This is a genomic window from Streptococcus equinus (genome assembly GCF_900104225.1).
In the GTDB taxonomy this organism is placed as follows: Bacteria; Bacillota; Bacilli; order Lactobacillales; family Streptococcaceae; genus Streptococcus; species Streptococcus equinus_D.
On record NZ_FNJK01000001.1, the window covers coordinates 219,866 to 233,861 of the forward strand.

A 13,996-nucleotide genomic window follows, 5' to 3' on the forward strand; every position below is an offset into this window, starting at 1 on the left:
TGAAATGATTTGAGGAGTGATTGAATGAAGAAGACAACATTACCTGTAGGAATGCACGATAAATTATTCAAACGAGCACGTGTGACCTACAAAATTGAACGAGATATTAGTGACTTTTTGATGAGTCAAGGTTTTAATCGCATTGAAACACCTACCTTGGAACATTTCGAAGTCTTTAGTGATACCATTACTAAAAATAATTACAATTTTTTTGATAAAAGCGGTGAACTGTTGACACTTCGTCCAGATATTACCAGTCAAATTGGTCGTGTCATTGCTTCGACGCAAGTTGAAACACCAATCAAGTTTTCATATTCTGGCAAAGTTTTTAAATACAATGAAGAAATGCGTGGATTGATGAACGAACACACGCAAGCTGGGATTGAAATTGTTGGTTATCCTGCTAAAGAAGCGGTTTACGAGGCAATTGCTTCAGCCAAAGCATCGCTTGATAAAGCGGATATTCCCTCTTATCAATTTGAATTTTCACATGCTGGAATTTTACAAACGATTTTTGAAGATTTGAATTTGCCAGCTGCGGCTGAAAAAGAGCTTGATGTTGCTCTTAAAGATAAAAATATCACACAGCTAAATGAGTTGACTAAGAAGTATCCAAGTGAATTTGATGACTTTTTGAAAAATTTACCATATCTTTTTGGTGAAAGTCATCAAGTCCTCAACGAAGCTCGTAAGCTTGTTAAAAATGAGGCAATCTTGGCAGCGTTGACAGATTTGGAAGAACTTCTTGAACAAGTTTCTGATATTTTACCAGAAAGTAATATTGATTTGGCGCAAATTCCATCAATGCCATATTACACTGGTGTCATGTTTAAGGTCTTTGGTGATAAGGTTCCAGATGCCTTTGCTTCAGGTGGTCGTTACGATAAACTTTTTGAACGCTTTGAAGCTAAAAAGTTAACAGCTGTTGGTTGGGCAGTTGATATCGATGCTATTTACCAAGCAGTGCACGATAGTTTAGAAGGAGGTGCCTAAATGGAAAATCAAATTACCATTGCTTTAACCAAAGGGCGTATTGAAAAGGATACGGTAAAACTTTTGGAAAAAGCTGGATTTGACATGTCTTTTATGGCAGACAAGGGACGTAACTTAATTTTTGAAAGTCCAGATAAAAAATTCCGTTTTTTACTTGTTAAGGCACCAGATGTCACAACTTATGTTCGTCACGGTGTAGCTGATCTTGGTGTAGTCGGAAAAGATTTACTTATTGAACACCCAATTGGCTATCTTGAAATGCTAGATTTGAATTTTGGTTTGTGTAAATTTTCAGTCGCTTCAACAGATGACTATAAGCCACATGATCACAAGCGTAAACGTATTGCCACAAAATACCCAACAATTGCCACAGACTATTTTAATAAAAAAGGAGAAGACGTCGAAATTATCTCTATCCAAGGTAGTGTCGAGATTGCTCCTGTTATTGGCTTAGCGGATGCCATTGTTGATATTGTTGAAACAGGAAATACTTTAGTGGCAAATGGTCTTAAAGTTTACGAAGATATTTGCCGTATCTCTGCTCGCTTGATTGTGAACAAAGCGGCTTTGAAAAATAATCCTGAAATTATGCCATTTATCCAAAAATTGGAAAGTATCGTCGGAAATGAGGAGGTAGCTTTTAAATGAAACGTTTAACAGGAACGACAGAAGAAATTTCAAAAATTCTCTACCAAGAACAACTTGAATTAAGCAAAGAAAACCTTGATGTCGATGATGCGGTTCGTCACATTTTGGAAGATGTCAAAGCAAATGGTGATAAAGCTCTTAAAGCTTACTCAGAAAAATTCGATAAGATTGTTTTGGATGATTTTGAAGTTAGCCAAGACTTGATTGATCAAGCTTTTGAAGAGATTGATGCTGAGGTTTTAGAAGCTCTTAAAAATGCAAAAGCCAATATTGAAAGTTATCACAAGCAACAATTAGAATCAGGATTTGAAGATCAACCAACAGACGGTGTCCTTCGTGGTCAATTGATTCGTCCAATCGAACGCGCTGGTGTTTATGTTCCTGGAGGAACAGCTGCCTATCCATCATCAGTCTTGATGAATGTGATTCCTGCTAAAATTGCTGGTGTTAAGGAAATCATTATGATTACGCCACCGCAAAAACATTTTGAACCAGCTATTTTGGTCGCTGCATCACTTGCAGGTGTTGATAAGATTTACCAAGTTGGTGGTGCTCAAGGTGTTGCTGCTTTGGCATATGGTACAGAAACGATTCCTCGAGTAGATAAGATTACTGGACCTGGAAATATTTTTGTTGCAACAGCTAAGAAAATGGTTTATGGCTTAGTAGGCATTGATATGATTGCGGGACCTTCTGAAATTGGAGTAATTGCAGATAGCTCAGCTAATCCTAAATACGTTGCAGCGGATTTGCTTTCTCAAGCAGAACATGATGTGCGTGCCCGTGCTATTTTGGTGACTGATTCAGCTGACTTGGCTGACGCTGTTGAAAAAGAGATTGATGAGCAGCTTAAAACTTTGCCACGTGAAGAAATTGCACGTGCGTCAGTTGAAAATAATGGTCGTATTATTATTGCTGATTCTGTTGAAGCTATGTTTGATTTGATGAATCAGGTCGCTCCAGAGCATTTGGAATTAGCAATGGACAATGCTTATGACTACCTTGATAAGGTTCAAAATGCAGGTTCAATTTTCCTAGGTCATTTTACAAGTGAACCTATTGGAGATTACTATGCAGGTGCAAACCACGTCTTACCAACAACAAGCACTAGTCGCTTTTCATCAGCGCTTGGAGTGCATGATTTTGTGAAACGTATCCAATATATGCAGTATTCTAAAGCGGCAGTTAATGCAGCTAGTCACGATATTACAACGCTCGCTTATGCAGAAGGTTTGCAAGCTCACGCTAAAGCAATTGAGGTGCGTCATGACTAAAGTAAATGGTTTGTTAGTAATGGATGTGGATTCAACCCTCATTCAAGAAGAAGGTATTGATTTATTAGGTGAAGAGGCAGGAGTTGGTGAAAAAATCGCTGACATCACTGCTCGTGCCATGAATGGCGAGCTAGATTTCAAACAAGCTTTAGATGAACGTGTTGGTTTATTAAAAGGTTTGCCAGAAAGTATCTTTGATAAAGTGCTTGCTCGCATGCATTTTACAAATGGTGCCGAAAAATTGGTAGCTGAGCTTCATCGTCGTGGTTATAAAGTGGCTGTTGTATCAGGTGGTTTTCATGAAACTGTAGATGTTTTGGCTAAGCGTATCGGTCTTGATTATGTCAAAGCTAATCGTTTAGAAGTCAAAGATGGCTTTTTGACAGGAAAAGTTCTTGGGGATGTGGTTACTAAAGATGTCAAGAAAGCAAGTCTTATTAAATGGGCTGCTGAAAATGACTTAGAATTAAGTCAAACCATTGCAATGGGTGATGGTGCTAATGATTTGCCGATGATTAAAACAGCTGGCATTGGGATTGCTTTTTGTGCCAAACCAATTGTTCGAAAAGAAGCCCCTTACCAAATTAATGAAGCTGATTTATATAAAGTTATTGAGATTTTAGATAATCAAGATAAGTAAAGTAACTCATTATAAATGATTGAAGGAAAAGGAGTTATTATGAGACAAGCAGAAATTGAACGTAATACCTTTGAAACCAAAATTAAATTGAGTCTCAACTTGGACGCTCAAGAACCAGTTGATATCGATACTGGTGTTGGTTTCTTTGACCATATGTTAACCCTTTTTGCAAGACATAGTCGCATTTCTCTTGTGGTTAAAGCTGATGGAGATCTTTATGTCGATAGTCACCACACTGTTGAAGATGTGGGAATTGTTTTAGGACAAGCTTTGAAAGAAGCTTTGGGAGATAAAGCTGGTATCAATCGATATGGAACATCATTTGTTCCTATGGATGAAACATTGGGAATGGCAAGTCTTGATTTGTCGGGACGAAGCTATCTTGTGTTTGATTGTGAATTTGATAATCCAAAACTAGGCAATTTTGATACAGAACTTGTTGAGGAATTTTTCCAAGCTTTTGCTTTCAATGTTCAAATGAATTTGCACTTGAAGATTTTACATGGTAAAAATAACCACCATAAATCAGAAAGCTTGTTCAAAGCGACTGGTCGTGCACTTCGCGAAGCTATTACGATTAACCCAGAAATTCATGGTGTTAATTCTACAAAAGGTTCACTTTAATAGAAAATAGAAAGGAAAATCAGCCAAAACGCCTTTATATAGTGGTGTTTACAAGGCTTGATAACTAAGCTAATGATTATTGTTATTGATTATGATGCAGGAAATACTGCTAATGTCTTACGGGCTTTGAAAAAAATTGGTGTTCAGGCTGAATTATCCAGCAATCCAAGTAAAATTTTAGCTGCTAGTGGTCTGATTTTGCCAGGGGTTGGAGCTTATCCAGCTGCTATGGCTGAGTTGACTAAACGTGGCTTGGTTCCTGTGATTAAGGAAGCAGTTGCTAAAGGAACGCCTTTGTTGGGAATTTGTCTTGGCATGCAAGTCTTGACAGAAATTGGTTTAGAACACCAAGAAACAGCTGGTTTTGGTTTTATTCCGGGCGTTTGTCGTGAAATACAAGCGACTAAAAATAGACCAGTGCCACACATGGGCTGGAATAATTTGACGATTAAACACACTAGCCCATTAACAGAAGGACTAGAAAATCAATCTGTCTATTTTGTTCACAGTTATTTTACAGATGTTCCGAAAGAATACATTGATGTGACTGCTGATTATGGGATTGATGTACCAGCTATGATTCACAAAGATAATGTCTACGGAGCACAATTCCACCCAGAAAAATCTGGTGATGTTGGCTTGGGCATTCTTAAAAAGTTTATTGCGCTTTGTGAGAAATAAGCAGATTATTAGACCTAGGTTTATTGTTTAGGGACTGTTTTTAAAAAGAAAAAGGAGTTTAATATGCAGATTCTTCCAGCTATTGATATTAAAGAAGGACAGGCGGTTCGTCTTTTTAAAGGTGATTTTAATCAAAAGACGATTGTCAATCCTGATGTACTTGGCCAAGCAAAAATTTTTGCGCAGGCAGGGATTGAATTTATTCATGTTGTGGATTTAGATGGTGCTCTTGATGGTCGAGCAACTAACCGTGATTTGATCGCTAAATTAAAAAAAGAATCTGGCCTTGGTGTTGAAGTTGGCGGAGGTATCCGCACGCTTGAACAGATTGAAGATTATTTGGCTGTGGGAATTGACCGTGTGATTATCGGTTCAATGGCAGTGAAGAACCCAGATTTTGTCAAAGCAGCTTTAGAAAAATTCGGTAGTGACAAAATTGTCGTTGGTATTGATGCCAAAAATGGTTACGTAGCCACTGAGGGTTGGTTAGAAACAAGTAATGTTGATTATATTAGCCTAGCAAAAGCTATGGAAAAAATTGGGGTGACTCTCTTTGTTTACACTGATGTGGATCGAGATGGGACACTAACAGGACCTAATTTTGAACATTATGAGCGCTTGGTTGCTGAATTAACAACGGCTAAAGTCATCGCATCAGGTGGTATTGCCGAAAAGGATGATTTGGTGAAATTACAAGAAATTGGTGTTGCTGGCACAATCGTTGGTAAAGCTTACTATAACGGTAATATTAGCCTTGAAGAATTGAAAGCTTTTGGAGGATAGTCTATGCTGAAAAAACGCATTATTCCTTGTCTTGATGTTAAAGATGGGCGTGTGGTCAAAGGGGTTAATTTTGTTAATTTAACAGATGTTGGTGATCCTGTTGATGCAGCGCGTGCCTACTATGAAGCAGGTTGTGACGAATTAGTTTTCTTAGACATTACGGCGACACACGAAAAACGTGATACAACGGTTGATATGGTGAAACGTGTTGCGGATCAAGTTTTTATTCCGTTTACAGTTGGCGGAGGTATTCGCTCTGTTGAGGATATGAATAAAATGCTCAAAGCAGGCGCTGATAAAGTTGCAGTTAATTCATCAGCGGTCGCTAATCCACAGCTTATTAAAGATTGCGCTGAAAAATTTGGTAATCAATGTGTTGTCTCAGCTATTGATGCTCGTAAAGAAGATGATGGCACTTGGCATGTTTATGTGGCTGGTGGTCGTAAGGATACTGGCATTGATTTGATTGAATGGGCCAAAAAAGTGGTTAGTCTTGGTGCGGGTGAAATTCTTCTCACAAGTATGGATAAAGATGGCACTAAGTCTGGATTTGATTTAGATATGTTAAATGCAGTTGCTGATGTGGTTAATGTTCCGATTATTGCTTCAGGTGGTGCTGGAAATATTGAACATATGGTGGAAGTTTTTGAAAAAACAACAGCTACGGGGGCGCTTGCTGCTTCTATTTTCCACTATGGTGAAGTGTCAATTGCAGATACTAAATCAGCTATGGCAAAAGCGGGAATCGAGGTGAGACAATGAGTGATATCAAACTTGATTTTGCTAAACAGGGAGGACTTATTCCAGTTATTGTCACTGATTATCAAACTGGACAAGTCTTGATGCTGGCTTATATGAATGAAGAAGCTTACCGTTTAACATTAGAGACAAAACAGATGCATTATTGGAGTCGCTCACGCAATGAACTTTGGCATAAAGGAGCAACTAGTGGTCACTTCCAATATGTGAAATCAATAAAAGCTGATTGTGATTGTGATACTTTACTTGTTTCGGTGAAGCAAGAAGGTGCTGCTTGCCATACTGGAGCATACAGCTGCTTTTTCAATGATATTTTGTAAAAGACAGAAAGGACTAGAAAATGTTAGAAACATTATACAAAGAAGCTTTAGACCGTAAGGAAAATCCTAAAGAAGGTTCTTATACGAATTATCTTTATAATAAAGGGTTAGATAAGATTTTGAAAAAAGTCGGTGAAGAAGCAACTGAAGTTGTTATCGCAGCTAAAAATGCTGATAAAGATGAAATCGCCAACGAAACAGCCGATGTTTTATATCATTTGGCAGTTATGCTAGTTGAAACTGGTGTTACAACAGCTGATGTCGAAGCTGTTTTAAAGGCTCGTCAAGGCAAAAAAAGCAACGTTCACGATCGACCAGAAATTACAAATTATTAAGTTAAAAAAAGGGTAGAAAAAGTTCTACCCTTTTTTATTGTGTCCAAAAGCAATCGATTGCACTATATTCCTCTTAGTATCTAATTATTTACCATAATAATTATTTTTAAATATAATATTTATTTTACGAAAACGCTTGCGTAAATATAAAGTATTTTGTATACTGAAAGCATAAAATACTACTAATTTAAGACGGAGGTCTTCAATGAAAAAGATAAGTCGGCTTTCTTTCCCAGAAAAGCGGGAGTACTTTGGGATTCGTAAGCTAAAAGTTGGTGTCGCTTCGGTTGCAATTGCGACTGCACTTTTTTGGGGCGCTGGGATAACAAGCGTTTCTGCAGATCAGGTAAATGCTCAACTAGTAGATGAAGAGCTAATAAGTGATAACTCACTTTCTGTGACTGAACAGCAAAAACCTTCTGAGTCTACTGAAGTAGCTAATGAAACTTTAAACACAGAAACTAACGTGCCTACTAAATCGATTGATGAGACTGAGTCTCAGTCAACAGTTGCTACAGAACAAGAAGTTGAACAAGATTTACAAACTTCAGAAACTACTTCAAAAACTCAAGCTAATCAAGCTGTTAATGAGCTAAGTAATTCAGGAACAGTAGGTCCAGAGTCTTCTACTAGTGAAACCACTACTGAGACTGCTAATCAGATTAATCTTCTAAATTCTCCTCAATCTGACAGTCAAGTATCAAATCCTCCGATTGCTGAAAATACGATTCGAGTTCACTTCCAAGCAGTAACAGATGATAATTATGCGCAGTATGGCTTGTGGACTTGGGGTGCTGTAGCTGAACCTTCTGATGGTAATAATTGGCCTGCAGCAGCAAGACCATTTTCTGCTAATCAGAAAGATGAGTTTGGCTACTACATTGACCTTAAGCAAGCGGCAAGTCACGGTGATATTGGCTACCTTTTACTAAAGAATGGCGAGAAGACCAGTGATTCAGACCAAAGTATTAAACCTTTATTTAAGGATGCTAATGAAGTTTGGGTTACTTCAGATTTTACGACTTATAGCTATAAGCCATTAGCTGATGACCGTATCATTCGTATTAATTACAAGCGTGATGACGGTAATTATGATGGATGGGGCTTATGGGCTTGGGGAGATGTAGCTGAGCAATTTGTCACATGGCCAACAGATGCTCTTGATTTCACACAAGAAGGTGCTTACGGACGCTATATTGACCTTCCTCTGTCAAAATTGTTAGATTCTAATATTGGTTTCTTGTTAGTTAATCAAAATGATCCTGACAAGTCTGGTAATAAAACTCTTGATATGGCCTTTTCTGATCGAGAGATTCATAGTCAGATTTTCTTACATAATGACGATGCCACAGTCTATACGAATCCTTATTATGTAGCTACGGTTACAGGACAGGACTTTTCAAAAGCTACTCCTGGAGTACACAATGTTTCAGTATCGGCAAGTAGTTATCGTCCGTTTAATTATAATGAAACAGATTTGATTGATGTGACAGTTACTAATCCGGAAAATGTTGACATCACGCGCATGCAAGTTGATACGACTCAAATCGGTGGTGGTATTATTGAAATTTCACCTGAGCTCAATCGTGTAACGATTACGGCAACTTCAGATACTCAACCCGGAAATTATAGTCTTCCTGTTCGAGTCTTTGATAAAGATAATGGTTATTATGATACGACGGTTTCGGTCACTGTAACCAAGCGTGTTAAGCAGGCTAATGAAGTCGACTGGGATGAACAAGTGATTTACTTCATGTTAACTGACCGTTTTTACAATGGGGATCCAAGCAATGATGATCCTTATCATCAAGATTATGCTAAAGCTGTTAATCAAGCGGGGGTATACAAAGGTGGTGATTTTAAAGGGGTTACAGCAAAACTTGACTACCTCAAACAATTAGGCGTAACAAGTATCTGGGTGACACCAATTGTTGAAAATGTTCCACAAAATGTTAGCACTGAAGCTGGTAAAGAGTATTATGCTTATCATGGCTATTGGGCTGATGATTTTGAAAAACTCAACCCTCATCTTGGAACACTTGATGATTTCCATGAATTAATTGATCAGGCAGCAGAGCGTGGTATTAATATCATTGTTGATGTGGTGCTAAATCACTCAGGTTATGGTACAGAAGATAAATTTGCTGGTATGGTACGTACGCCAGAAGAAGATAAGGGTGATGATATTCAAGGGTCACAATCTGGCCTACCTGATTTTAAAACAGAAGAAAAAGCTGTGCGTGAGCAATTAGTTGCTTGGCAAACAGCGTGGCTTGAAAAATCTACAACTGCAAAAGGAAATAGTATCTACGCTTTTCGTGTTGATACTGTTAAACACGTTGATGATACGACATGGCAATATTTTAAAAATGAGCTAGCGCTAAAAGATGCTGATTTCCACTTGGTTGGAGAAAGTTGGGGAGCTAATTACAAAGATACCAAAGGTGATTTAGGAACTGGTAGCATGGATAGTTTGCTTGACTTTGGCTTTAAAGACATTGCTAAATTATTAGTCAATGGTCGTTTGAAAGAAGCTAATGATGAACTAATTGCTAGAAATGATGCGCTGACTAGTGCTTATACCTTGGCACAATTTCTTGGTAGTCATGATGAAGATGGTTTCTTGTATAGTATCGGTGGTGATTTAAATAAACTCAAATTAGCAGCAACGCTTTTGTTAACTGCTAAAGGGCAACCAGTCATTTATTATGGTGAGGAACTGGGACAATCTGGTGCAAACAATTGGCCTTATTATGACAATCGTTATGAATTTGATTGGAATGATGTAACTGATAATGAAGTTTTAGAGCACTATCAAAAATTATTAGCTTTCCGTCGCGATAACAGTGAATTGTTAGCGCGTGGTAGCCACAGTACTGTAGCTGTAAATGACAGTCAAGGATGGCTACTTGCAAAACGAGCTAATGACTCAGATGCGGCTTACATTCTCTACAATCTCAAAGACCAATCGCAAAAACTTCATTTGCTTTTGACTGAAGCAGCAAGTGTGACTGATTATTACACAGGAAACACTTATCAAGCAGTCCTTGGCCAAGACGGTCAATATTATCTTGATATTGAGGCGCCAGCGATTTCTAAAGGTGGTACTATGCTTCTAAAAGTTTCTACAGGTGCTATTACATCAGCATTTATTACTCAGACAGAAGAAGAACCAATTGCTGAAAATACGCTTCGCATTCATTTTAAGACATTGCCATCAGATGATTTAGCTAATCTTGGTTTATGGACTTGGGAAGATGTTGAACACCCATCTGAGTCTTGGCCAAACGGAGCTCTTAATTTTTCAAATGCTAAACGTGATGCTTATGGTTATTATCTTGATGTGAAATTGGTAAATGCTAATCGTCATAAGGTTGGGCTATTGATCAATAATAGCAAGGGTGATAATGTTTCAGGTGACAAATTAGTTAATCTCATTAGCCAGGACATGAATGAAGTTTGGTTTGATGAAAATTACAATGCTAATTACTATGCTCCACTTGAAAAAGGAAAAATTCGTATTAATTATTATCGTAGCGATGGTAATTACAAGAATTTAGCGATTTGGCTATGGGGTAGTGCAGACGGTTCAATCACTTCTCGTATGGGGGCTTGGCCTGATGGCGTTGATTTTGAAAATTTTGGCAAATATGGTGCCTATATTGATGTTCCTTTAGCTGATTTCAATGAACTTGGTTTCTTGCTTCTTGATGAATCTAAAGAAGGGGATGCAGCTAAAATTCAGCCAGATAATTACACGTTTAAAGATTTAGCTAATCAAACACAAATTTTCTTGAAAGATGAGGATAAGACTATTTATACGAATCCATATTTTGTAAGCACTATTCGCTTAACATCAGCACAACAAATTAGTCAAACAGAACTTTCAGCAATTATCAGCAACTTAGCAGATGCTGATAAAGATGATCTTTTAGAAAATCTTAAAGTAAGCGATAAAGATGGGAATTCTCTTGCGATTACAGCTATTAGTCTAGATGCTGCAAGCAATAAAGTAACCATTACAGGTGATTTTTCAGCAGCAACAACTTACATTGTCAGTTATGCTGGAGATCAGTATCAAGCCAATAGAAGTTGGCAATATATGGACTCACAATACGCTTATGATGGTGAATTGGGAGCACGTGTTTTTGATAATGGAGCGCGTGTTGATTTGACAGTTTGGTCACCAAGTGCCGACAGTGTTTCACTTGTGCTTTATGATAAAAATGACCAAACAAAAGTTCTTGGTAAAGTTGCCATGGCAAGAGGCGATAAGGGCGAATGGTCAGTGACGTTGACACCAAGTCTCGGTTTAGGAATTACTGATTATCGTGGTTACTATTACCATTATGAAATCACTCGTGGTGAGGATACTGTTTTAGCACTTGATCCTTATGCTAAGTCACTAGCTGAATGGAATAGTGACTTAATAGGAACAGATCCATCGTATAAGGTTGCTAAAGCTGCTATTGTCGATACAAGTGCTATTGGTAATCAAGACTTGACTTATGCAGATATTAAAGGCTACACAGCTCGTGAAGATGCCATTATTTACGAAGCACATGTTCGTGATTTCACATCTGATACGGCAATTTCAGAAGAACTCCGCAATCAATTTGGGACATTTGCGGCATTTGCTGAAAAATTGGATTATCTCCAAAGTCTAGGTGTTACTCATATTCAATTGTTACCGGTGATGAGTTATTACTATGTTAATGAAGCAATTAATAGTCAACGTTTAACTGATTATGCTTCAAGTAATACCAACTATAACTGGGGTTATGACCCACAAAGTTACTTTGCTTTGACAGGGATGTATTCTGAAAATCCAACAGATCCAGCTAAACGTATTGAAGAATTTAAGAACCTCATCAATGAAATTCACAAACATGGCATGGGTATTATCCTAGATGTTGTTTATAATCACACGGCAGATCTTGCTATTCTTGAAGATTTAGAGCCAAATTATTATCACTTCATGGAAGCAGATGGCAAAGCTAAGACAAGCTTTGGTGGTGGACGCCCAGGAACAACTCATTACATGACACGACGCATGGTCCTAGATTCTATTGCTTATTGGACAAAAGAATTCAAAGTAGACGGCTTCCGTTTTGATATGATGGGAGATTTGGATGCCCAAACTGTTCAGATGGCTTATGATAAAGCAAAAGCTTTGAATCCAAATGTTATTATGCTTGGTGAAGGCTGGATTACTTATGCGGGTGATGCTAATGATAGCCGTCAACCAGCTGACCAAACTTGGATGGCACACACGGATAGTGTTGCTTCTTTCTCTGATGATATTCGTAATCTCCTTAAATCAGGGTATCCAAGTGAAGGATCACCATGTTTTATCACTGGTGGGGCAAAAGATTTACAAGAACTCTTTAACACTATCAAAGCTCAGCCAAATAATTTCACAGCGGATGATCCAGGTGATGTAATCCAATACATTGCGGCTCACGATAATTTAACGCTTCACGATATTATTGCCAAATCAATCCATAAAGATCCATCAGTTGCTGAAAATGAATCTGAGATTCTACGTCGTCAACGTTTGGGAAATCTAATCATCTTAACTTCTCAAGGAACGGCCTTTATTCATTCAGGTCAAGAATATGGTCGCACCAAACAATTCCGTGACGAAGCTTATAAGACTCCGGTTTCTGCTGATAAAGTACCAGAAAAATCTGATTTGTTAACCAATGCGGACGGCACACCATTTGAATACCCTTATTTCATCAGTGATTCTTATGACTCAACTGATGCGATTAATCATTTTGATTGGACAAAAGCGACAGATAAAATAGCTTATCCAGAAAATGCGAAAACACAAGCTTATACGAAAGGTCTGATTGCCCTACGTCGCTCAACTGATGCCTTTACCCTTAAGACTAAGGAAGAGGTTGATAGCAAAGTTAAATTAATCACTGTACCAAACGAAAATGGGGTTGGTCAAGAAGATTTGATTATTGCTTATCAAACACAAGCAAGTAATGGAGATATTTACGCTGTCTTTATCAATGCTGATAATAAAGCGCGTGACATTGTTTTATCAGATGCCTATAAAGAGTTATTGAACTCAGAAGTGGTTGCAGATAGTGAGCAAGCTGGTTCAAGCGCAATCTTAAATCCAAAAGGTGTGGTATTTACAGAAAATGGTGTGACACTTGATCCATTGACAGCAACGATTTTACGTTTGAGAAAAGCTAGTGCTGAAACTGAGCGAACACTTTATGACCAAGCGAGTGGTGTTAGTGTTATTTTAGCGCCGGGTGAACGAGAAGATATCAAAGAAATTGAGGTAAGTCATCAAGAAACTAACGGTGCTAAAACACCAGAAATTTTAACCGGTGACGATTATGATTTATTTGATATTCAACCAACAGACGGGGCAGGTCATGCTTTGGATATCACTAAAAAAGCTCATGTTATTTTGCCGGTTGACGCTGGTAAAACAATCTCAGAGGTCTTTTATTTGCCAGCTAATGGTCAACCTCAATCCCTTGCATTCCAATTAATCAGTAAAACTATTGATGGTAAACTCGTTACATTTGCTGTTTTTGACGTAGACCACTTTAGCCAATATGGTATTGTGTACCAAGATAAAGTTGCAGAACATGAAGTTTCTGCTGATTCAGATCAAGTCTCACAAGCTACAATGGCTGTGCAAAATCAAGATAAAGTTGCTTCTGATGTTCTTAATAATCTTGAATCTGTTAAGCTAGTTGAAAATAGCACAGCTGTTTTACCAGAAACAGGTCAGAGAAATAGCAATGTTTTAAGTTTTGTAGGTCTTCTAAGCTTGGCAAGTTTAGCAGTTTTAGAGGTGAAAAGACACAAGAAAAATAGCTAAGGTCTGAATTTTTAGATAATGAAATCCCCATCCAAATAATGGAAGGGGATTTTTGTGTTGCGTCATGTTTTTGTAACCTCTTT

General features: G+C 37.9%; 11 protein-coding genes. All 11 read left to right on the forward strand.

What is annotated here, in order from left to right; genetic code table 11:
• Nucleotides 1–24 precede the first annotated feature (24 nt).
• A complete protein-coding gene (locus tag BLP98_RS01070; RefSeq protein WP_074481504.1) occupies nt 25–993 on the forward strand; it encodes an ATP phosphoribosyltransferase regulatory subunit in 969 nt (322 codons plus the stop codon).
• Entirely contained in the window at nt 994–1,641 is a 648-nt protein-coding gene (gene hisG / locus BLP98_RS01075) for an ATP phosphoribosyltransferase (RefSeq protein ID WP_074481505.1), read from the forward strand.
• Nucleotides 1,638–2,915: a histidinol dehydrogenase gene (hisD, locus tag BLP98_RS01080; protein WP_074481506.1), complete on the forward strand. Its 1,278-nt coding sequence runs from the start codon at nt 1,638–1,640 to the stop codon at nt 2,913–2,915. The genes hisG and hisD overlap by 4 nt, the downstream gene beginning before the upstream one ends.
• Nucleotides 2,908–3,555: a phosphoserine phosphatase SerB gene (gene serB / locus BLP98_RS01085; RefSeq protein WP_074481507.1), complete on the forward strand. Its 648-nt coding sequence runs from the start codon at nt 2,908–2,910 to the stop codon at nt 3,553–3,555. The genes hisD and serB overlap by 8 nt, the downstream gene beginning before the upstream one ends.
• A 39-nt stretch (nt 3,556–3,594) precedes the next feature.
• Nucleotides 3,595–4,179, forward strand: coding sequence for an imidazoleglycerol-phosphate dehydratase HisB (gene hisB, locus BLP98_RS01090; protein ID WP_074481508.1), 585 nt, complete (start codon nt 3,595–3,597; stop codon nt 4,177–4,179).
• Nucleotides 4,180–4,251: 72 nt separating this feature from the next.
• A complete protein-coding gene (hisH, locus tag BLP98_RS01095) occupies nt 4,252–4,860 on the forward strand; it encodes an imidazole glycerol phosphate synthase subunit HisH (protein WP_074481509.1) in 609 nt (202 codons plus the stop codon).
• 63 nt (nt 4,861–4,923) lie between these two features.
• A complete protein-coding gene (gene hisA / locus BLP98_RS01100; protein WP_074481510.1) occupies nt 4,924–5,643 on the forward strand; it encodes a 1-(5-phosphoribosyl)-5-[(5-phosphoribosylamino)methylideneamino]imidazole-4-carboxamide isomerase in 720 nt (239 codons plus the stop codon).
• A 3-nt stretch (nt 5,644–5,646) separates the two neighbouring features.
• Nucleotides 5,647–6,405, forward strand: a complete 759-nt coding sequence (gene hisF, locus BLP98_RS01105; RefSeq protein WP_074481511.1) for an imidazole glycerol phosphate synthase subunit HisF — start codon at nt 5,647–5,649, stop codon at nt 6,403–6,405.
• Nucleotides 6,402–6,722: a phosphoribosyl-AMP cyclohydrolase gene (hisI, locus tag BLP98_RS01110; RefSeq protein ID WP_074481512.1), complete on the forward strand. Its 321-nt coding sequence runs from the start codon at nt 6,402–6,404 to the stop codon at nt 6,720–6,722. The genes hisF and hisI overlap by 4 nt, the downstream gene beginning before the upstream one ends.
• 20 nt (nt 6,723–6,742) lie before the next feature.
• A complete protein-coding gene (gene hisE / locus BLP98_RS01115) occupies nt 6,743–7,057 on the forward strand; it encodes a phosphoribosyl-ATP diphosphatase (protein ID WP_074481513.1) in 315 nt (104 codons plus the stop codon).
• A gap of 205 nt (nt 7,058–7,262) precedes the next feature.
• The gene (locus tag BLP98_RS01120) at nt 7,263–13,913 is read left to right on the forward strand and encodes a pullulanase (protein ID WP_074481514.1); all 6,651 of its coding nucleotides are present in this window, start codon (nt 7,263–7,265) and stop codon (nt 13,911–13,913) included.
• The last annotated feature ends 83 nt before the right edge of the window (nt 13,914–13,996 follow it).